The sequence below is a fragment of the Actinomycetes bacterium genome, from assembly GCA_036000965.1.
Classification (GTDB): Bacteria; Actinomycetota; CALGFH01; order CALGFH01; family CALGFH01; genus DASYUT01.
Map to the genome: position 1 here is coordinate 10,867 of DASYUT010000303.1, position 18,122 is coordinate 28,988.

Consider the following 18,122-nt stretch of genomic DNA (forward strand, 5'->3'; position numbering starts at 1 on the left):
GCCGTCAGGGAGCGGCAACGACCTTGACGGGATCCCAGGGGTGAAGAGGCCGGGGTCAGCGGTTGCCGCGTACGAGCGCTGCACCTCCATCGCCGGGCCGCTCATGGAGCCGCGCAGCGAGCGCCACCGCGTCGAGTTCCGGCTGGTGGCCTCGCGCCGCGAGCGGGCGGTGCTGACCCTGCTGGTCGGGGCCAGCGCACTGACCGGGATCGCCCTGGTGGGCTGGCTGCTGCTCCCCTGGCACGTGCCCTCCCCCGGGGTCGTCGGGACGGGCGGGCCGCTGGTCACGGCCGGCCGGGTCGGCTTCCTGTGCGTGGTCCTGGTCGAGATCATCCGGCTGGTGCAGAGCGCGGCGATCTGGACCTTCGCGAGGCGGGCCTACGACCCGACGCCGATGACCCCGCCGCCCGGGCTCCGCGTGGCCGTGCTCACCACGATCGTGCCAGCGAAGGAACCCGTCCACCTCGTGGCCAGGACGCTCCGGGCCATGCGGGAGCTGTCCTACGACGGCGTCGTTGACGTGTGGATCCTGGACGAAGGCGACGACCCGCGGGTGCGCGCGGTCGCCCGGTCGCTCGGGGTCAAGCACTTCACGCGCAAGGGCCGCTCCGAGTACAACCACCGGGTGGGCGAGTTCCGCGCCTGCACCAAGGCGGGCAACCACAACGCCTGGCGCGCCGAGCACGAGCATGAGTACGACGTGGTGGCGCAGATGGATCCCGACCACGTGCCGCTGCCCTCCTTCCTCGAGCGCACGCTCGGGTACTTCCGGGACCCCGACATCGCGTTCGTCGTCGCCCCGCAGGTCTACGGCAACGCCCACCAAGGTCTGGTGAGCCACGGCGCGGCCGTGCAGGGCTACCTTTTCACCGGCATCGTGCAGCGGGGCGGGAACGGCCTGGACGCGCCGCTGCTGATCGGCACCAACCATCTCTACCGCCCGGCCGCCTGGCGCCAGATCGGCGGCTACCAGGACTCGATCATCGAGGACCACTTGACCAGCATGAACGTCAACGCGGCGGTCAACGAGCAGAGCGGCAACCGTTGGAAGGGCGTGTTCACGCCCGACATCCTCGCCATCGGCGAGGGCCCGAACAGCTGGACCGACTACTTCAACCAGCAGAAGCGGTGGGCCTACGGCGTCTGGGAGATCGTGCTGCGGCGCGCGCCCGCGCTGGCCAAGCGCCTCACCCGCCGGCAGCGGCTCAGCTACGGGCTGGCCCAGTCCTTCTACCCCAGCGTCGGCGTGACCTGGGTGCTCGGCAACCTCGCGACCGGCCTGTACCTGCTGTTCGGGGTGACCTCGGTCGCCTTGGACATGTGGGTCTGGCTCGCGCTCTGGGGCGGGACCTACGTCACCTGGTTCACGCTGCTCGTGTGGCTGCGCCGCTTCAACCTGGCCGAGCACGAGCGTCGCGAGTCGGCACTGCCCGGGCTGCTGCTGGCGCTGTTCGCCGGCCCGGTCTACGTGGCCGCGGGGTTCGCCGCCCTGCTGGGCCGGCCGCTGGCCTACGCGGTCACGGCCAAGGGGGAGCTGCGCAGTGCCGACTCGCTGCGCACCTTCCACGCCCACCTCCTGTGGGCCGTTGCCGCTGGCTTGGCCCTGGCCGCGAGCGCCTACCGCGGCCACACCTACCCGGCGCTGCGCGCGTGGGCTGTGCTCACCCTGTTCGCGGCCGTCGCCCCGCCCGTCCTCGGGTTCGGCAGGCGGCTGTCGGAGCGGCGGGCCAGCCGGCTCGTGGTGAGCTCGGAGGCCACGAGGCCCTGATGCGCCACCCGGTCAGGCTCGGAACCAGCGCCGCGCTGGTCGGGCTGGTCGCGTACGTGTTCATCCTCGCCCCCAGCATCGCGACGCGGCCCGACCGCGCGTCGGCCGGCTCCGCGGCGCCTTCCGCGGCCGCGCCCGCGTCCGGGCCGCCTGCGCCTGCGCCGGCGGTGCCGGTGCCGGGCGGCCCCTCACCGGGCCGCGCCGGGCCGCGCCAGCTCTTCCCGGCCCGGGGCAAGGTGCTGTTCGGCGTGACCACACGCTCCGGGCCGCACGACTTCGCCGAACTCCAGGCGTTCCAGACCGCCGCGGGCAGGCGGCCCGACGTGATGCTGTTCTCCCAGGGCTGGGCGCGCGACCGGTTCGACCGGCGGCTGCTCGACGGCGTCGTGCAGCGCGGCATGCTCCCGATGATCGGCTGGGAGCCCTGGGACTACCGGCAGGAGTCCAGGCTCGACCTGCGGCGCGGGGTGCAGCCCGCCTACGCGCTGTCGCGGATCGCCGGCGGCGGCTTCGACGCCTACATCCGCAGCTGGGCGGTTGGCATCCGCCAGGTGGGCTACCCGGTCGCGATCCGCTTCGCCCACGAGATGAACGGCTACTGGTACCCGTGGGCGGAGGCTGCCAACGGCAACCGGCCGGGGGAGTACGTGGCGGCCTGGCGCCACGTCCACGACATCTTCACCCGGGCCGGCGCCCGCAACGTCGTGTGGGTGTGGAGCCCGAACGTCGTCTACCCGGGGGCGACGCCGCTGCGGGAGCTGTACCCGGGCGACGCCTACGTCGACTGGGCCGGGGTCGTGGGCTACTACGGCACGGACAGGCACCAGACCGGCTACCGCAGCTTCGAGCAGGTCTTCGCGCCGACGCTCCGGGAGCTGCGCGCCGTCACCCGCAAGCCGATCGTGCTGACCGAGGTCGCCGCGACCGACCGGGACGGCCGCAAGGCCGTTTGGATCCGGGACTTCTTCAGAACCCTGCCGCGCCACCGCGACATCATCGGCTTCGTCTGGTACGAGGCCGTCAAGGAGGCCGACTGGCGCATCGTCAGCTCCCAGCAGGCGAGGGCCGCGTTTGCCGCCGGGGTCGCCAACGCCAGGTACGGTCAGCCGTTCACGCCCTGGGTGCGCCCGCGCACCCGCCGGTGATACTTGACTGGCTCGCTAGACCCCGGCCAGCCCGGCGGCGAAGGCCTGCCGGGCCGCCTCGGAGCTGGTGATGCGCCAGTCGGCCTCCTTGCGGTGTTCGAACCACACGAACGCGCCCACCTCAGGGCGGCGGTCCAGGGTGGCGAAGAAGCCCCGGATCCACGCGGCCTTGCTTCCGCCCGCCTCGGCGCTGCCCGTCTCGCCGATCATGAGCGGCTTGCCCGGGGCGAGCGCCGCCAGCTCGCGCAGGGTCGGGGCGAAGAGCTCCTCGGCGGTGCGCCATCCGCCCCACGGCAGCGCCGTGCCACCGTTGTAGCCGTCGGCCCCGGCCCAGTCGACGTAGGCGTCGCCCGGGTACAGCTCCCGCAGCGGCGTCGCCCCCGGGTAGACGACGTTCGGGCACCAGACCCAGGCCACGTTGTCGGCTCCCGCCGCCCGGAAGGCGTCGTGCACGTGGCGCCAGGCCGCCACGTACTCCCCCGGCCTGTTGCCGTTGGCAGCCTCCGACCAGGGGTACCAGTAGCCGTTCATCTCGTGGGCGAAGCGCAGCAGCAGCGGTCTGCCGTAGCGCCGCGCCCCCTCCGCCCACCGCCGGATGTAGGCGTCGTGCTCGCCGCCGGCGATCCGGGACAGCGCGTAGCCCGGCTGGTCGGTCCCTTGGAGGTAGTCCCACGGCTCCCAGGTGATCATCGGCAGCGCGCCCCGGCCGGCGACCGCCTCGGGCAGGTCGGCGGAGAACTCGTGGTGGGCCCAGCCCTCGAACCACATGCAGATGCCGGCCCGACCGCCCGCGTCCAGCTCGAACGCGTCCAGCTCGGCCAGGGCGGCGGAGGCGGAGGCGGCCCCGGACGGGATGGAGACGCCGAGCAGCAGGGGGCGCGTCACGACCCCGTGTCCAGCCGGAACGCCTCGCTGGCGCCGGTGCCGTGGAAGCCGGACCCGTAGCCGCCGACCGCGTAGACGGTGTCGCCGACCACGGCGGCGCCGAGCCCGGCCCGCGCCTGCCCGAGCGGCGGGAGCTGCCTGCCCCGACCCTGGTCGTCGAGGCACTTGACCTCGGCCGTGAACCCGGACGGGCCCTGCCCGCCGAGCAGGCAGACGCCGGCCTGTGGCCACCAGACCGCTGGCGCGCCCTGCAGGGGCGCGACCTGCCGGTCAGAGGCGCGCACGCCCGTGCTCTGCGCGACGTCGACCAGGCCGAGCTCCTGCCTTGACAGGGTGGGGTCACGGCCGGCCAGGAACCAGACCGTGCCGAACCCGTCGGTGGTCGCGGCGAGCTTCTCGCGAGCCTTCTGCAGCTTGCCGATCAAGCGCCAGCTTCCCTGCTCGAGCGCCCACACCTCGCTGGCGGCCTTGTGGTCGGGCCGCACGCCGCCACCGAAGACGATGCGGGAGCCGTCCCACGCGGCTGCCCCGGCCCCACGGGGCTGGGGCAGCGGCACGTCCCGCTCCCAGTTCTTCCTGCCGAGGTCGAGCCGGAACACGGTTGGCACCGACCCGCTCCCGGTCAGGCCGCCGAGCAGGTACAGGGAGTTGCCGGTGGAGACGAGCGCCGCGTGGCTCACCGGGGTGGGGAGCAGCGGCCCAAGCTCCCACTTCCCAGTACCCGGGTCGTACACGTGGACGATCTGCAGCAGCGGCCGGCCCTCGCCCGGGCTGACGCCCCCGGCCACCCACAGCCGGCCGCCGAAGCTCGCCACCCCGGCGCCTTCCAGCGGTGCCGGGAGGTCCGCGATCTTCGCCCACCGGCCCGACGCCGACGCGCCACCCCGGTCGAGCCAGCGCGGCACCAGGAGCGTCAGGAGCACCACCACGACCACGCCGGCGGCGCCAACGACCGGCCAGCGCCACCTCGCGCGCCGCCCTCCCGGCGGCGGGCCGGGCCGCTCCGGCGCCCGCGCCCCTTCGGCGGGAGGCGCGACAGCCGGGGTCGGCGCCTCGGCGGCGGGCACAGGCGGGGTCGGCCTCCCCGCCACGGAGACGGCGGGCGCCTCGGCGGCGGGCGCCTCGGCGGCGGGGGCGGCGGGGGGCCCCGTGGCGTTGGCAGCGGGCGCCGCGGGGGCGCGAGCGGGGCGTGCGGGCGGGGCGCCGGCGGCGGGGGGCGGGGCGCCAGCGGCGGGCGGGGCGCCAGCGGGAGCCACCGGAGCGCTGGCGGCGGGCGCGGCCGGCGCGTGGCCGGCGGGCGCGGCCGGCGCGCTGGCGGCGGGCGCCGGCGGCGCCACAGCCTGGCCGCTCGCGGGCGGCACGCGGGCGGCGGGAGCGCCCGTCTTCGGCCTGGAACCGCCGCGTTCGCGAGCCTCCACGACGGCCTCGAGCATCGCCTCCACGTCCTCGTAGCCCGGATCCTCGGCGCTCACCCGGGTCAGGTGCCCGAGCGCCTCGTCCCAGCGGCCGGCGCTGAACGCCCGCATGCCCGCCTCGTAGGTGATGGCCAGCAGCTCCGCCTGGCTCGTCGACGGTGGCGCCTGCAGGTCGGCCAGCACCGCCCGCAGCTCGTCGGTCATCTCGGCGGCGCTGCCGTAACGGTCGTCGGGCTGCTTGGCGAGGGCACGGAGCAGGATGCGCTCGGCCTCGGCCGGCAGGTCCGGGTTCAGCTCCCGGGGCGGGGGCGGCTCCTCGTACGCCTGCTTCATCAGCGCCGCGACCGGTGTGTCCGCCTCGAACGGCACCCGCCCGGTCACCATCTCGTAGAACACGATCCCGCTCGCGTACAGGTCGGTGCGGGCGTCGACCTTCAGGCCGAACGCCTGCTCGGGGGCCATGTAGGCGGCGGTCCCGACCACCAGCCCCTGCTGGGTCAGCTGGGTCTGGTCCGACGACAGCAGCTTGGCGATGCCGAAGTCGGCCAGCATCGGCCAGACCGGCGACGGCAGCAGGATGTTGCTCGGCTTCACGTCGCGGTGGACGATCCCGCGCTCGTGCGCGTAGCCGAGCCCGGCCAGGAAGTGCATGGTGAGCTCCACGGCCCGGACCGGCTCCATCGGCTCGCCCACCAGGTCGGCAAGGGTGCGGCCGCTCTCGACGTAGGCCACGACCAGGTAGAGCTGGCCGTCCTGCTCCCCGTAGTCGTAGATCGGGATGATGTTGGGGTGCTGGAGCCTCGCGATCGACCGGGCCTCGAGCTGGAAGCGCGCGGCGAACTGGGGGTCGCCGGGGTGGGAAAGCACCTTCACGGCCACCCAACGGTCCAGCGAAGGCTGCCAGGCCTTGTACACCGTTGACATGCCGCCGCGCCGGACGGCCTCGCGAAGCTCGTACGAGCCGAGCCGCTGGCCGACGAGATCACCCATGCTGGCCCTTTCCCCGAGGCCCAGCCTCTCCCGAAGCGCCCCAGCGCCGACATATATACCAACACCAGAGGATGGTTGCCAGTGCGCCAGCAGCCGTTCAGGATCCGGTCACTGCGGGGCCGGCAGTACCGGTGGAATGTGCTCCCGACGACGCCCAGCTCGAGGAGTTCAGGAGCCGGTCACTACGGGCCGGCAGTACAGGCCGGCAGTACAGATGGTCCGACTTCTGGCCTCGGCGCGTGCCGTGAGACGTGAGGCGTGCAAGGCTTGGTGCATGAGCGTCCGGGTTGCCGTCCTCCTCGCCGTGCTTGCCGCGGCCGTGGTGCTGGGGGCGGCGGGGACCGCACTGCTGGGCACGGCGGGGATCGTGCTCGCCGCCGGAGACCGTGCGGCGGTGCTGCTCACGATCCGCGACCCGCGGATCACCGAGTCGAGCGGGCTCGCCGCCAGCGTCCGGCATCCCGGCGTGCTCTACACCCACAACGACAGCGGCGACGCTCCGCGGGTCTTCGCGATCGGCCCGGACGGCCGGGTGCTTGCCACGCTGACGCTCCACGGCGCGGGCGCGCGCGACTGGGAGGCGATGGCGGTCGGCCGTGACGCCGCCGGTCGGCCGGCGCTGTTCCTCGGCGACATCGGCGACAACCTGCACGGGAAGTGGCCGTCGGTGTCGGTCTACCGCGTCACCGAGCCGGCGGTCCTCCGCGACGCTACCCTGACCGCGACACGGTACCGCTTCCGCTACGCCGACGGCGCCCGCGACGCCGAGGCGCTGCTCGTCCATCCCAGGACCAACCGGCTGTACGTGGCCAGCAAGGAAGCCGCCGGCGGCGGCCTGTACCAGGCGCCGGCCGCGCTCCGCTCCGACCGGGTCAACGTGCTGCGCCGCGTCGCCAGCGTGCCCTCCATGGTCACCGACGGGGCGTTCTCGCCCGACGGCCGCACGTTCGTGCTGCGCGACTACCTGGAGGCCCACGCCTTCTCCGCCTCGGGGAAGGAGATCGACGCGTTCGACCTACCGCTCCAGGCCCAGGGGGAGTCGATCGCCTTCGCCAGGGACGGCAAGCACCTGCTCGCCGGCAGCGAGGGAGCCAGCAGCCAGGTCTGGCGCGTCCCGCTCCCAGCCGCCGTCGCGCCGAAGGCGCCTCCGGCGCGGTCGGGGGGCGGCGCGGCGGCGTCCCGGACCCCGGGTGGCGCTGCGACGTCCCGGGCCCCGGACGCGCCGGTGGCCGGTGTGCCGCCGCACCGCGGCCGGGACGCCGCAGTGCTGCTCGTCGCTGGCCTGTTCGCCGCCACACTGCTCGTCCGTGCGGCGTGGCGGCGGCGCTGACCCGGCACCGAACATGCCAGTCCCCGTCCGGAGTGTGATAGCAGAGTTGGCCACGGCTCGTCGTAGTACGGTCCGGGTCATGCGAACCCGGGCCCGCCGACGCATCGACCTCGTGCTGCGCTCCGTCGCCGTGCTGGTCGGGGCGGCTTACTCGGACTCGAACTCGTGGGCATCGAACCTGAGCGTGCGGGCGTTTTCCGTCACCGTGCGGCGGACGTCATCGTCGAAGCCACCGGTCGAGGTTGCCTCGATCTCGACCGTCACGCTGACGTGGGCGTCGGGCGCCCGGCGGAGCTGCCGGACGATCGCGTCGGTGATGTCGCTCACGTCCCGCAGCAGGCGCACGGGCTCGAGGGCGATACGACCGTAGAACCGGCCAGGAAGCACGGGCTCCGGCGGCTTGGCCGACTCGCCAGCCGCCTCTCCACTGGCGACCTTACCCCCTGAGGTCTCAACGGCCTCGCCGAGTCCGACCAGGCCGCCGGTGTCGTCGGCGCGCTTGCGGTCCGCCTCGATCTGGTGCCGGGCCACGTCGGGTCTGACCACGACGCTCACGTCGTCGAGCGTGACAGCCGGGAACACGGCGGCGACCAACCCGCTGTAGCGACCGCTCGCCTCGTCGAACGCACTCGCGTAGGCGAAGGTGTCCGGATGCCAGGTAAGCGAGGCCACGCCGTCCCGCACCGCGCCGAGCAGGACGGCCGGGTCGCGCAGGCGCGGCAAGTAGAGGTACTGCGAGTAGTCGCTCCAGAGCTGGCGGAGGTTGACGTGGTCTCCGCGCCAGAGTGGCACGCGATCCAGGTCCATGCGCAGCCGGACACCGGAGTAGTCGGTGATCAGGCCCTCTTCGCTGACGAGCTTCCTGGCGGCCCGCACCGCCAAGGCGTCGTTGCCGCCGACCCGTGTCTCCTCCCAGACGACGGTGGGGTCGTGGACGGACTGGCTCGGGGTCAGCACCCACGCAAAGGTCTCGCCGACTCGCTGGACGACGGCTTGGTCGAACTGCTCGCGCTTGGTCTCCGCCTGCCGGCGCTGGAAGTTGTCGAGGTTGAGGGTCTCCTTCTCGGCCTCGATCGAGCCCCAGGCCAGGAACTGGCGCACCGCTTGACGCAGGTCCTGCAGGCGGCTCCGGTCGGCGGCGAGGAACACCAACATGTTGCGGTGGAACCGGTCCCCCGCCGCTCGCTTGTCGAGGAACTGCTGGGCCGCCACCCGGGCCGGGCTGTCGACGGTCTTCCCTGAGTGCGGGTGCTCGGGCCCGAACACGACGAGTCGGGCCTCGGGGTCGTCGGGCACGTCGCCTGGGGCGGCGGGGCGGCGTGGACGGCGGCGAAGTCGCCGCGCTGGCGCTCGGCCGGCTTGCGCCGGCGGCGGATCTCTTCGTCGACGTCGTCGTCCGCGAAGTGCGAGACCGCCCGGTCGCGGGCCAGGCGGGTCACCGACGGCTGCAGTGAGTACCAGTACCGCTGGCCATCCACGTACAGGTAGGTCGCCTGGTCGGTGAGCCGGCGCAGGGCATCGCCGAAGGTGGCGGGAGCCTCGCCCGGCTGGACGCAGCCGAGCTTGATCGAGCGGTCGTCCAGGCCCCGGTTGGCCGCCTGCTGGGTCGGTGCCGAGCCAAGGTAGATGGTGCGCGCCACCCGGCGCGTCGCGGAGTAGCGCCCCAGGTTGGGGTTGTCCCGGTCGAGCCGCAACGGCAGGGCGTTCGGCCCGTCGACGTCGCTCTCGATGACCGGGGTCCAGCCCTCCTCCAGGTAGCGGGTCAGCTCCGACGACACGGCCGGGGCGTCGATCGGGATGGTCGCCGGCATGATGAGCAGGCTCGGGTCGTTACGCTCCCAGAGCTCGTGGACGACCGCGGCCATGAGCCGCAGCACCCCGCGGGTGCGCTGGAACTTGTCGAGCGTCGACCACTCCCCGTAGAGCCGGTCGAACAGCTCCGGGTGGATCGGGTAGGCGGCGGTGAGGCGCCGCTCGTAGCCCTCGGTGCAGCCGCCCGGGAACTCCCCCCGCTGGCTGCGGTACAAGCCACCGAAGGCCCTGACCACGGCGTCGCGCTGCGGGGCCTTGTCGGCGGGCAGGTCGTCGAAGAGCCGGCGGCGGACGATCTCGAAGCCTTCCTCGGCGGACGCGGGCCGCCATGACGACTCGACGCGGCCGATCACGTTCTTCAGCCGTTCCAGCGCCGCCCGTCCACCCTCGCCGCCGACCTCGATGTCGGAAGCGGGGATCGACACCACCAGCAGCGTGCCCTCGACGGCCCGGGTCGCCTCGGCGAGCGCCTGGGCGAAGGTGAACTGCGCGTCGAACGACCCCGCGGGCAGACCGTCCACGCCGTAGAGCTGGCGGGCGTAGGCCACCCGCTCGTCGATCAGGACCAGGCAGGGCGCGTGGCGTCGGAGCAGGTCGACCAGGGCCGCGCCGGGGCTCGTGCCGGAGCGGTCCGCGTCGGCGACCAGCCGGTAGGACTCGTCGCCGCCGAGCTGCCAGGCCAGCTCGCCCCAGAGGGTGTGGACCTCGGTGCCGTCGCGCTTCTTCGCGATCTGTCCCGGGGAGATCATCTGCCCGACCAGCACGGCGGTGGTGGCCTTCGGCGGTGTTGCCAGGTCGGCCTCGGCTAGCATGGCCTCGACGCCGGGTAGCTCGCCCGGCGGGTAACCGGCCGCCAGGTGGAACAGCGCGATCATGGAGTGGGTCTTGCCGCCACCGAAGTTGGTCTGTAGCTCCACCACCGGGTCGCCGCCGTCCCGCCACCACCGGCGCACCGCGTTCAGCAGCAGCCGGCGCAGGCCGTCGGTGAGGAACGTGCGGCGGAAGAACTCGACCGGGTCGCCGTACTCGTCGGCCGCCTCGTCCCGCCACACCTGGTGGAGGTCGGCGGCGAACTCGGCCTGCTGGTAGCGGCCGGAGGCGACGTCCGGATGCGGGTGACGAGCTGCCGCCACGCGTGCAGGCCGCCCGCCGGCTGCCCCTCGATCGGGGCCACGGCCGCGCGACGCTGGGTCTGGCGGGCCTGCTCGGCGAAGCGGCTCCGCAGCAGCTCCTGGCGCATCCGGTCCACCTCGAGCGCCTCGTCGGCGGCAGCAACCGAGGTGAGCATTCTGTGAACGGTGTCGAGGGCGCGGTAGGCGTCGTCGGTGGAGAAGTTGCCCTGGTGCGCCCAGCGGTTGCGGATCTCGACGAACTCGCTCACGTAGCTGCGCTCGGTGTGGCCGAGCACCTTGGCGAACACCTCGCGCCACTGATCCATCAGCGCGACGAGGAGGAACTGGCTGTCCTCGGGGTTCGCCCGCCCGTGGCGGGCCACACGCTGCACCCACCCGTCGCCGTACCTCGCCTTGCACTCCCGGGCGACGAACGGGGCGAGCCCCTGGCGCAGCAGATCGAGCGCCTTGCCCACTCGTTCGTAGTTGGTGGTGGCCATCGATCAGGGCTCCTGTTCTCGCTCCGTCCGCGCAGCTGGCTCGGTGCCGACGAGCTCGACCACCACCTCGGCGGCACGCCCGAGGACCCGACTTGCCGCCTCTAGGCAGTCCTGGGCGTCTGCGGCCGTCCCCTCGTCGACGTCGGCCGGGTAGCGACCGGCAATGGACCACCGGCTCAGGTCCTCGAGCGCCGGCTCATTCAGCTCGGACATTATGGGGGAAGAGCACCGTTCGAGGAGCCTCCGCAGATCATGCAACTTCGGCGGGTCGACGTCCTCCGCGACCAGGACCGCCTTGATGGCCTTCTCAGCGGCCTGCTGCGCGAGCAGGCAGGCGATGCGGTACGGCAGGTCGGCCGCAGCCGCGAGGTGGATCGCCGCGGCCTGATCCTCCCGGGCGAGGCGCAGCCAGCGCCACGCCTCGCGCCGCAACCGCTCAGCCCGGTCGTTCATGCACCATCCGCCCCTCGCGCAGCGCCACCCTGAGGATCCCTGGCAGATCGCCCCGCTCGGCGATCTCGGCCGGGTCGGTGACCAGGAGGTCGACCGGAACGGGAGCCGAGATGGCGCGGGCGAGGTCGACGGTCAGCGCGTGCCGACGGCGCCGGTCGACCGATGGCAGGACCACGACCAAGTCGATGTCGGAGTCCGGCCCGTCGTCCCCTCGGGCGACCGAGCCGAACAGGAGCACTTGCAGCGGGTCGCCGGCCACGAAGAGGTCAGCCACGACCTTCGGCACCCATTCGGCCAGGGTCCGTCCGCGATACCGGATCTTGCCGTCGAGGACCTGCCACCGAACCTGCGTCATCGTGGCCCCCTCACACCAGCGTCTGCTGCGCAGGCGCCTCCGCAGGAGCCTCCGCGGCGAGGCGCGCGATCTCGGGCCAGGCGACGACGAGGGCGTTGTAGGCCAGCGCCTCCTTGGCCCACTTCTTCCGCTCGCAGAGCGTGAAGAGGCGGTAGGCCAGCCCCCGAGCCGCCTCCCCCCCGCCCTCCGATCCGGCGGAGCAACTCGGCCGCTTGGGCCTCGCCGCCGGTGTCCAGCGCCCGGATCAGATGCTGAGTGACCTCCCAGACCGTGAGCCGCGCATCGACCGCCGGATCCCAGATCGGTGGCAGCTCGTCCCGGTCGAGCAGCCGGACCCTGCCCGCCCGGGACATGACGATCCCGGCTGCGACCAGTCCATTGAGCGCCGTATTCTTGGCCTTCGACAACGTCTCGGCCACACCGAATAGCCCCGGGTTCGTCCCATGCTGCTCGAACCAGGCAAGTGCCCACCTGGTGTCGGGGTCGAAGTCCGACTCCTGCTCGGCCAGCGTCTCGTCGAGTACCTGATTGATGAGTCCAAGCGCCGTACGAACGGTCATCGGCGAACCGTCGGCCTCGACCACCTTCGAGTAGCGGGAGAAGGTCCCCATCCCCGGCCCGATCGCCGCCTGCGCAAGGTCAACCGGCGCGATACTGCCTTGCTGGAGGTGCCGAAGGGCTATCGGTAGCTCAGTCTTGAGCGCTGCGAGGAAGTCCTTGCGGGTGGCGAGTGGGGCGTCGTCTGAGCGGGGTCGGCAGACGAGAAGGATGGAAGACGCGAGGGCGTTGGTACCAATATCATTCGTCCGCCCCCCGCGCTCGCTCCGCATCGGCCAAGTACCGTGAACCGAAAGTCCAGCGTGGAGCAGTCCCTCTAACATCGTCTCCCAGCCGGTTGATGCGAGCCGGCCAGCGACGGCGTCTTCTTCGGCCTGTTTGAAGGCATAGAAAGCTGTCAGGGGATATCCAAATATCTGCGCCTCACACATCCGAACAAACGCCTCGCCTTCACTAGCTCCTCGATGATGCGGAAGAGCCGCTCCCGCTCCTCCTGCTGAGCCTCCTCGGTCGGGAAGCGGTCGGGGTGAGCGGACGGGTCGTCGACCAGTGACCCGAAGAGCACCGCCCGGCAGGCGGCCAGCGGACGTCGCGCCCACCACAGGTGCAGGGTGGAAGGATGCCCGTGGCGGATCGACTTCTCCCCGGGCCGACTCCTCGCGCGGGACCATAGCATCTCTTATGGCTCGGGTCGTCGATGCACGACAGGCATCCACCAGCGCGCGCTTCGGATCATCAAGGGAATCCGGGTGGGCAGGAAGTCGTTGAAGTGGCACTCGAAAGAACTCCGAGAACGCTTGCGTATCGGCGAGTAGCCACGCCTCGACCGCCCGTACAGCAAGCCGCAGCGCAAGGCGAGGAGCAGGAGGACCCTTCAAGAGAACCTCAAGCACATCTGGCACACAAGTACCGTCATCATCGTGATCAAGGTCGCGGAGAACAAGCCAGCAGAGGTGCTCCGCACTTCGATTGTAGCCAGGGAGCTTTGGATCGAGCCTGCTCTTCCCGTCGGCAGTGAGGACCCTTCGGGGCATGCAGCCTGCCACTTCGATGAGCTTGGCGGCAACGGGCTCGTCTCCCCAGCCTTCGACGGCATAGGCGACTTCCGTCATGCCGTTGCTCGAGGTAGGTCGTTCACATCCTGGGGCTCGGTAAGCGGACGGAGAATCTCTTCGAGATTCATGCCGGTATCGATGAACTCCTTGACATCTCGGATCTCGGAGGCGAGCAGCGCCGTCGTGCCTTCCGGGCCTGGGAAGAGCACGAGCGTCTCGTCGAGACCCAGGCCTTCGTCAGCGAGGATCTCGCCTGCATGGGTGCTGAGCAATACCTGAGGGCCGCCGGTCCGCTGCATCCTGCTCAGGATCGTCGGCAACTGACGTATCACAGAGGCGTGTAGCGAGAGCTCCGGCTCTTCCAGCAGCAAGGGGCCCGCCGACTTGCCACCTTCGAGCAGAGACCACAGCAGCCCGATGAGGCGAAGCGTCCCATCCGAGAAGTCGCGCTCGTCTTGACGCGCACCTTGGACGCGCCAGTGCTGATACCGAGCCTGGAGATGCGGCTTGCCGCCAGGGTCGCGAACAAGCTCCAACTGGTCGAGCTGGGGAACAGCGAGACGTAGTGCATCGTTGAGCCTCCTCAGCCGCCGCCTCCTTGTTGCGTCGGGCGTACGCGCGACCCGGAGAAGGAAGTCCCCGCCGTATGGGTCTTCGGTCCGGTCGCCGGCACGATCTGGCTCCCTCACGACCTGGGGAACCAGATGGAGATACCGGATCGACTCGAGAAAGTCGGCCACCTCTCGAAACTCGCGGTTCGCGTTGACCTGCTCGAGCGCGGTCTGCGTCAACCGCTCCTCATCCTGCCGATCCTCGTCGTCGGGTCGGCTGAGAACGGTCACACCCCGGTGGCGAACCAGCTCTTGCGTGACCACTGGACGATGCTGTCCGCGCTGCTCGGCCGTGAAGTCAAGGAGGTACGACCACTCCTCCGGCTCCTTCGAGGTACCAAGCGAGATCGCGACCTGCACACGCCCATGATTGAAGTTCCGGGCGGCCAGGCTGCGGACCCGTGGGATCCCACCCCGGGTGGTGACTGCCTCCTGGAGCCCACCGCCTACGCGTGCGATGTCGCGCAAGAACCGCAGCGCGTCGAGCAGGTTGGACTTTCCTGAAGCGTTCGGGCCGACGATGAACAGCCGCTCCTGCACGTCAACGTCCACGGAACGGAAGTTCCGCCAGTTCTTCAGGGTCAGGTAGGTGATCCGCACAGCTCAGCCCTCCAAGCCACAGTCACGCCGGTACCTCGCAGCGGTTGGCGAGCTGCTGCCAGTCAAAGGTCACGCTGATGGCGCCGAACGGCAGGTCGCCGCTGCCGTCGAACGCCCGTCGCAGGTAGCGGACCAGTGGCTGACCATCGGTTGGCACCTCGACGAGGGCGAGGATGAACTGGTCGGGCTTGTTGCGGCCGACCCCGATCTCGCTCTTGGTGGCCATCACCGTGTCGGCGCCCTCCACGCGTCCCTTGACCTCGATGAACCACAGGCGGCCGTCGAGGTCCTTGGACTCTATAGTCATAGCCCTTGTTGTTGCGGGGCATCTCGACCGGCGTCCGGCCGAGGCTGCGCTCGACCGCGAGCACGGCGTCGACCGCGGCGTGCTCGACCCGCTCCGTCTCCCGGGCCCGCCCGGCCGGATCGGCGACGCTCCCCCGCAGCCGCGCCAGCAGGCCAGCGGGCAGGATGAGCGCGCCACCGGCGACGACGGGAGGGAGGGCGGAGAGCTGGCGTTCGGCGTCCAGCTCGTCGAGCCGGCGCTTGAGCCGGGCCTCCAGCTCGTCGGCCCGCTGGCGCGCCTTGGCCGAGTTCATGCCGCTCTTCGGCAGCCTGCCCGCCAGCTCCTGGTCCTTGAGCTGGTTGGCTCGGTGGTCCCAGTAGCGGATCTCGGTGAGCAGCCGTTCCCGCACGGCGGCGGTGGTCCGCTCCACCCGGTCGAGGGTCCGGCGCCGGACCTCCTCCAGGTGGTCACGGGCCTGGGCCACGCCGTGGTCGAGGCTTCGCGCCTCCAGGTCGTCACGCACCCACCTGCCATCGAGGACCGGCCTGGCCACCTCCAGCTCCTCGGGCGTGGCAGGCCGGCAGTCGAGATAGGGCGCCCAGCCGGCGCCGCGCGCGCCGCCGTCCTGGTCGACCTCGACGAACTCGAAGCGCTTGGACACGATCCGCCGGTTGCCGCCCCGGTCGAGGCGCCCGTCCTGGATGGCGTGCTGCAGGTAGACGAGCACGCGGGGTCGCTCTCCGGGGTCGCTCTCGTCCACCAGCACGGCGCCCTGGATGAGCAGGCTGGCGTAGCGCTCGACGACGAGGTCGATCGTGCCGTCGAGCAGCGGATGCCCGGGGCAGCAGAACTCGGCGAGCGGCCGGCCGTCGACGGCGATCAGCTCCTTGTGGAAGGTGACGCGCTCGTAGCGCCGTAGCAGCGGCGCGCAGCCGTCCCGGCGGTCGCGTCGGCGCAGCTCCGCAGGCACGTGCGTGATCTCGTAACGGCCGGGCTTGCGCTCGCGGATGGTGCCGCCGAGCAGGGTGAACGCCGCGAGGAAGAAGGAACGGATGAAGTGGGGCTGGAGGCGGCGGGCGTCGGCGCGCTCCATCTCGTCGCGGATCTGCTCGACGTCGGCCATGGTCATGACGTCGCTGACCAGTGCCCGCTCATGCACCACCTGCCGGAGGGTGTCGCCGACGGTGTCGTCGACGACCAGCTCGAGCTGCCGCCGACGTCGCGGAACTCGTGGGGGACCTGCGGCACGCCGATCTCGGCGGCAGCCTCGGCCGCCCGTCTGCGGGGCCGCTCCTCAGCGACCCGGGCCTCCAGCCGCTTCCGGCGCCGGACCAGCGACTGGTAGATGGCCTCCGGGGAGGAGGCCAGCCGGCGCTGGAGGATGGTGAGCGCGAAGCCGACGACGGCCCCTCTGCGGCCCTCGCCCTCGGCCTTGAGCCGGTCGGCCCGGTTCATCTCCTCCTGGACGTACTCGGTGACATGCTTGTAGAGCAGCATTTCGTCGTCGGAGAGCGGGTAGCTAGGGCTGGCGGCACGGCGCTCGGGGAACAGGCGTGTGCCGTCGAACTTCAGCAGCTTCTCCTTCACCAGCCGTCGCATCAGGTCGCTGGTGTCGGCGTGGACGCCCTCGCGGGGTCTGCCCTCGAAGCGGTCGCCGTCGAGCAGGGCCATGAAGAGCTGGAAGTCCTCCTCCTTGCCGCTGTGTGGGGTCGCGGTCATCAGCAGCAGGTGGCGGGCGACCGAGCCAGCCAGCTTGCCGAGCTTGTAGCGCTTGGTCTCCTTGACCTCGTTGCCGAACCGGTGCGCCGACAGCTTGTGTGCCTCGTCGATGACGACCAGGTCCCAGTCGGTGGCGGCCAGCTTGGCCTGGACGTCCTCGTTGCGGGACAGGTGGTCGAGGCGAGCGATCAGCAGCGGGCGCTCGGCGAACGGGTTGCCGGTGCGGGACGCCTCGATCATGTCGCGGGTCAGGATCTCGAAGTCCAGGCGGAACTTGGCCCAGAGCTCGTCCTGCCACTGCTCGACCAGGCTGCCCGGGGCGACCACCAGGCAGCGCTCGACGTCGCCGCGGATCGCCAGCTCCTTGCAGAACAGCCCGGCCATGATCATCTTGCCGGCACCCGGGTCGTCGGCGAGCAGGAAGCGCAGCGGCTGGAGCGCGAGCATCCTCGAGTAGACAGCGTCGATCTGGTGCGGCAGGGGTTCGAGCGTCGAGACCTGCACCGCCAGGAACGGGTCGAACAGGTAGGCAAGGGAGATCCTCTTGGCCTCCGAGACCAGCCGGAACAGGTGACCGTCGGCGTCCAGCGACCAGACCCGACCCCGCTCCTGGACGGCAAGGCGGGACTCGTCGTCCCGGTACAGCAGCTCCTGGCCGGGCTTGCCGGACTCGTCGGTATAGGTGAGCGTGAGCGCGTTCGAGCCGTGCCACTCGATCTGCACGACCCTGACAGGACGCTCCGCCAGCACGCCTTGCACCAGGGCGCCGGTGGTCAGCTCCTCGAGGCGGCTCATCTGGCTACAGCCCCCTGTCTCTTGCCGGCCGCGAAGGCCCAGGTCGGCATCTCGTCGACGATCCGCCGCGGCCGTCATCGTAGAGTACGAGACCGCTGTGACCGATCCAGGAACCTAGCATGTGCCACGTCGGTGAGGCAGATTTCGGAGCTGCTGTGGACGGGCCGCGGCCAGCTGTGGAGCGGCCGTCAGTTCCTCGCCGACCCGAATGGTCATGCCGAGCTGGGTCATGCGCGGCCCTCCCTCGGCGGACGCGGAGGCGCTCAAGCGCTTCGGGAACCGCTGCCCGCCGGTGGTGTGCGCTTCGGGGTGGCCCAACACCGCCGTGATCGAGCTGCTGCGGCAACTCGGCCGGACCGGGTCGCGGATCATGTACCACGGCGACCTCGACGGGAAGGGCCTGCGCATCGCGTCCTACGTGGTCGTCCGGACCGGGGCGCTGCCTTGGCGGATGACCACCGCCGACTACGTCGCCGCGGTCGCCCGGACGGGCACGCCACCCGGGCGGACGGGCACGCCCACGGGACGGACGGGCACGCCCACGGGACGGACAGGCAAGCCGGCCTTGCGCATCCCCGACGTCCCGGTCGCGGCAGTCGCCCGGACAGGGCACGCCAGTCGGGCGCGTCCCCGACGTCCCGTGGGACCCCGGGCTCGGCGAGGCGGAGCCGTGGCTTGACGGTCTCCGAGGAGCGTGTCACCGAGGTTCTGCTCGAGGACATGGCCGCATACT

Annotated in this window: 14 protein-coding genes and 1 pseudogene; 5 read left to right on the top strand and 10 right to left on the bottom strand. The window is 71.6% G+C overall.

Features of this window, described 5'->3' with window-relative positions; all coding sequences use genetic code 11:
• Positions 1 to 40: 40 nt before the first annotated feature.
• Positions 41 to 1,768, top strand: a complete 1,728-nt coding sequence (locus VG276_26870) for a glycosyltransferase family 2 protein (GenBank protein HEV8652913.1) — start codon at positions 41 to 43, stop codon at positions 1,766 to 1,768.
• Positions 1,768 to 2,913: a glycosyl hydrolase gene (locus VG276_26875; GenBank protein HEV8652914.1), complete on the top strand. Its 1,146-nt coding sequence runs from the start codon at positions 1,768 to 1,770 to the stop codon at positions 2,911 to 2,913. Before VG276_26870 ends, VG276_26875 begins: the two co-directional genes overlap by 1 nt.
• A 15-nt stretch (positions 2,914 to 2,928) precedes the next feature.
• Here the strand turns inward: VG276_26875 and VG276_26880 are convergent, their stop codons facing one another.
• Both VG276_26880 and VG276_26885 read right to left on the bottom strand, forming a co-directional pair.
• Positions 2,929 to 3,798, bottom strand: a complete 870-nt coding sequence (locus VG276_26880; GenBank protein ID HEV8652915.1) for a glycosyl hydrolase — start codon at positions 3,796 to 3,798, stop codon at positions 2,929 to 2,931.
• Positions 3,795 to 6,203 carry a protein kinase gene (locus VG276_26885; protein ID HEV8652916.1) on the bottom strand — a complete coding sequence of 803 codons (2,409 nt, stop codon included), beginning with the start codon at positions 6,201 to 6,203 and terminating at the stop codon, positions 3,795 to 3,797. The genes VG276_26880 and VG276_26885 overlap by 4 nt, the downstream gene beginning before the upstream one ends.
• Positions 6,204 to 6,477: 274 nt before the next feature.
• Between VG276_26885 and VG276_26890 the strand changes: the two genes are divergently transcribed.
• Positions 6,478 to 7,533: a hypothetical protein gene (locus tag VG276_26890; protein HEV8652917.1), complete on the top strand. Its 1,056-nt coding sequence runs from the start codon at positions 6,478 to 6,480 to the stop codon at positions 7,531 to 7,533.
• Positions 7,534 to 7,680: 147 nt separating this feature from the next.
• Here the strand turns inward: VG276_26890 and VG276_26895 are convergent.
• From VG276_26895 to VG276_26925, 7 genes and pseudogenes are all read right to left on the bottom strand, one after another.
• A pseudogene (locus VG276_26895) lies at positions 7,681 to 10,957 on the bottom strand (Swt1 family HEPN domain-containing protein).
• A gap of 3 nt (positions 10,958 to 10,960) precedes the next feature.
• The gene (locus VG276_26900; protein HEV8652918.1) at positions 10,961 to 11,410 is read right to left on the bottom strand and encodes a HEPN domain-containing protein; all 450 of its coding nucleotides are present in this window, start codon (positions 11,408 to 11,410) and stop codon (positions 10,961 to 10,963) included.
• The gene (locus tag VG276_26905) at positions 11,394 to 11,765 is read right to left on the bottom strand and encodes a nucleotidyltransferase domain-containing protein (protein HEV8652919.1); all 372 of its coding nucleotides are present in this window, start codon (positions 11,763 to 11,765) and stop codon (positions 11,394 to 11,396) included. The genes VG276_26900 and VG276_26905 overlap by 17 nt, the downstream gene beginning before the upstream one ends.
• Positions 11,762 to 12,754, bottom strand: a complete 993-nt coding sequence (locus tag VG276_26910) for a hypothetical protein (GenBank protein HEV8652920.1) — start codon at positions 12,752 to 12,754, stop codon at positions 11,762 to 11,764. The genes VG276_26905 and VG276_26910 overlap by 4 nt, the downstream gene beginning before the upstream one ends.
• The gene (locus VG276_26915) at positions 12,721 to 12,999 is read right to left on the bottom strand and encodes a DUF1156 domain-containing protein (GenBank protein HEV8652921.1); all 279 of its coding nucleotides are present in this window, start codon (positions 12,997 to 12,999) and stop codon (positions 12,721 to 12,723) included. Before VG276_26915 ends, VG276_26910 begins: the two co-directional genes overlap by 34 nt.
• Before the next feature lie 432 nt (positions 13,000 to 13,431).
• On the bottom strand, positions 13,432 to 14,589 hold the full coding sequence (locus VG276_26920; protein HEV8652922.1) for an AAA family ATPase: 1,158 nt from the start codon (positions 14,587 to 14,589) through the stop codon (positions 13,432 to 13,434).
• A 22-nt stretch (positions 14,590 to 14,611) separates the two neighbouring features.
• Positions 14,612 to 14,896 (bottom strand): DUF3883 domain-containing protein, encoded by a 285-nt coding sequence (locus VG276_26925; GenBank protein ID HEV8652923.1) that lies wholly within the window; start codon positions 14,894 to 14,896, stop codon positions 14,612 to 14,614.
• Here VG276_26925 and VG276_26930 point away from each other — a divergent pair.
• Positions 14,880 to 15,794, top strand: a complete 915-nt coding sequence (locus tag VG276_26930; protein ID HEV8652924.1) for a hypothetical protein — start codon at positions 14,880 to 14,882, stop codon at positions 15,792 to 15,794. The genes VG276_26925 and VG276_26930 overlap by 17 nt on opposite strands.
• Before the next feature lie 206 nt (positions 15,795 to 16,000).
• On the opposite strand, the gene VG276_26935 is transcribed toward VG276_26930, so the two are convergent.
• Entirely contained in the window at positions 16,001 to 17,389 is a 1,389-nt protein-coding gene (locus VG276_26935) for a DEAD/DEAH box helicase (protein HEV8652925.1), read from the bottom strand.
• Positions 17,390 to 17,618: 229 nt separating this feature from the next.
• Here VG276_26935 and VG276_26940 point away from each other — a divergent pair, with 229 nt between their 5' ends.
• On the top strand, positions 17,619 to 18,068 hold the full coding sequence (locus tag VG276_26940; protein ID HEV8652926.1) for a DUF2399 domain-containing protein: 450 nt from the start codon (positions 17,619 to 17,621) through the stop codon (positions 18,066 to 18,068).
• Positions 18,069 to 18,122 lie beyond the last annotated feature (54 nt).

What these genes read in the sequence shown, in the direction of transcription:
- VG276_26940 (HEV8652926.1), top strand. Translation starts at nt 17,619, where the DNA reads ATGCGCGGCCCTCCCTCGGCGGACGCGGAGGCGCTCAAGCGCTTCGGG.
- VG276_26905 (HEV8652919.1), bottom strand. Translation starts at nt 11,765, where the DNA reads ATGACGCAGGTTCGGTGGCAGGTCCTCGACGGCAAGATCCGGTATCGC.
- VG276_26910 (HEV8652920.1), bottom strand. Translation starts at nt 12,754, where the DNA reads ATGTGTGAGGCGCAGATATTTGGATATCCCCTGACAGCTTTCTATGCC.
- VG276_26935 (HEV8652925.1), bottom strand. Translation starts at nt 17,389, where the DNA reads ATGAGCCGCCTCGAGGAGCTGACCACCGGCGCCCTGGTGCAAGGCGTG.
- VG276_26925 (HEV8652923.1), bottom strand. Translation starts at nt 14,896, where the DNA reads ATGACTATAGAGTCCAAGGACCTCGACGGCCGCCTGTGGTTCATCGAG.
- VG276_26915 (HEV8652921.1), bottom strand. Translation starts at nt 12,999, where the DNA reads ATGCTATGGTCCCGCGCGAGGAGTCGGCCCGGGGAGAAGTCGATCCGC.
- VG276_26900 (HEV8652918.1), bottom strand. Translation starts at nt 11,410, where the DNA reads ATGAACGACCGGGCTGAGCGGTTGCGGCGCGAGGCGTGGCGCTGGCTG.
- VG276_26890 (HEV8652917.1), top strand. Translation starts at nt 6,478, where the DNA reads ATGAGCGTCCGGGTTGCCGTCCTCCTCGCCGTGCTTGCCGCGGCCGTG.
- VG276_26875 (HEV8652914.1), top strand. Translation starts at nt 1,768, where the DNA reads ATGCGCCACCCGGTCAGGCTCGGAACCAGCGCCGCGCTGGTCGGGCTG.
- VG276_26885 (HEV8652916.1), bottom strand. Translation starts at nt 6,203, where the DNA reads ATGGGTGATCTCGTCGGCCAGCGGCTCGGCTCGTACGAGCTTCGCGAG.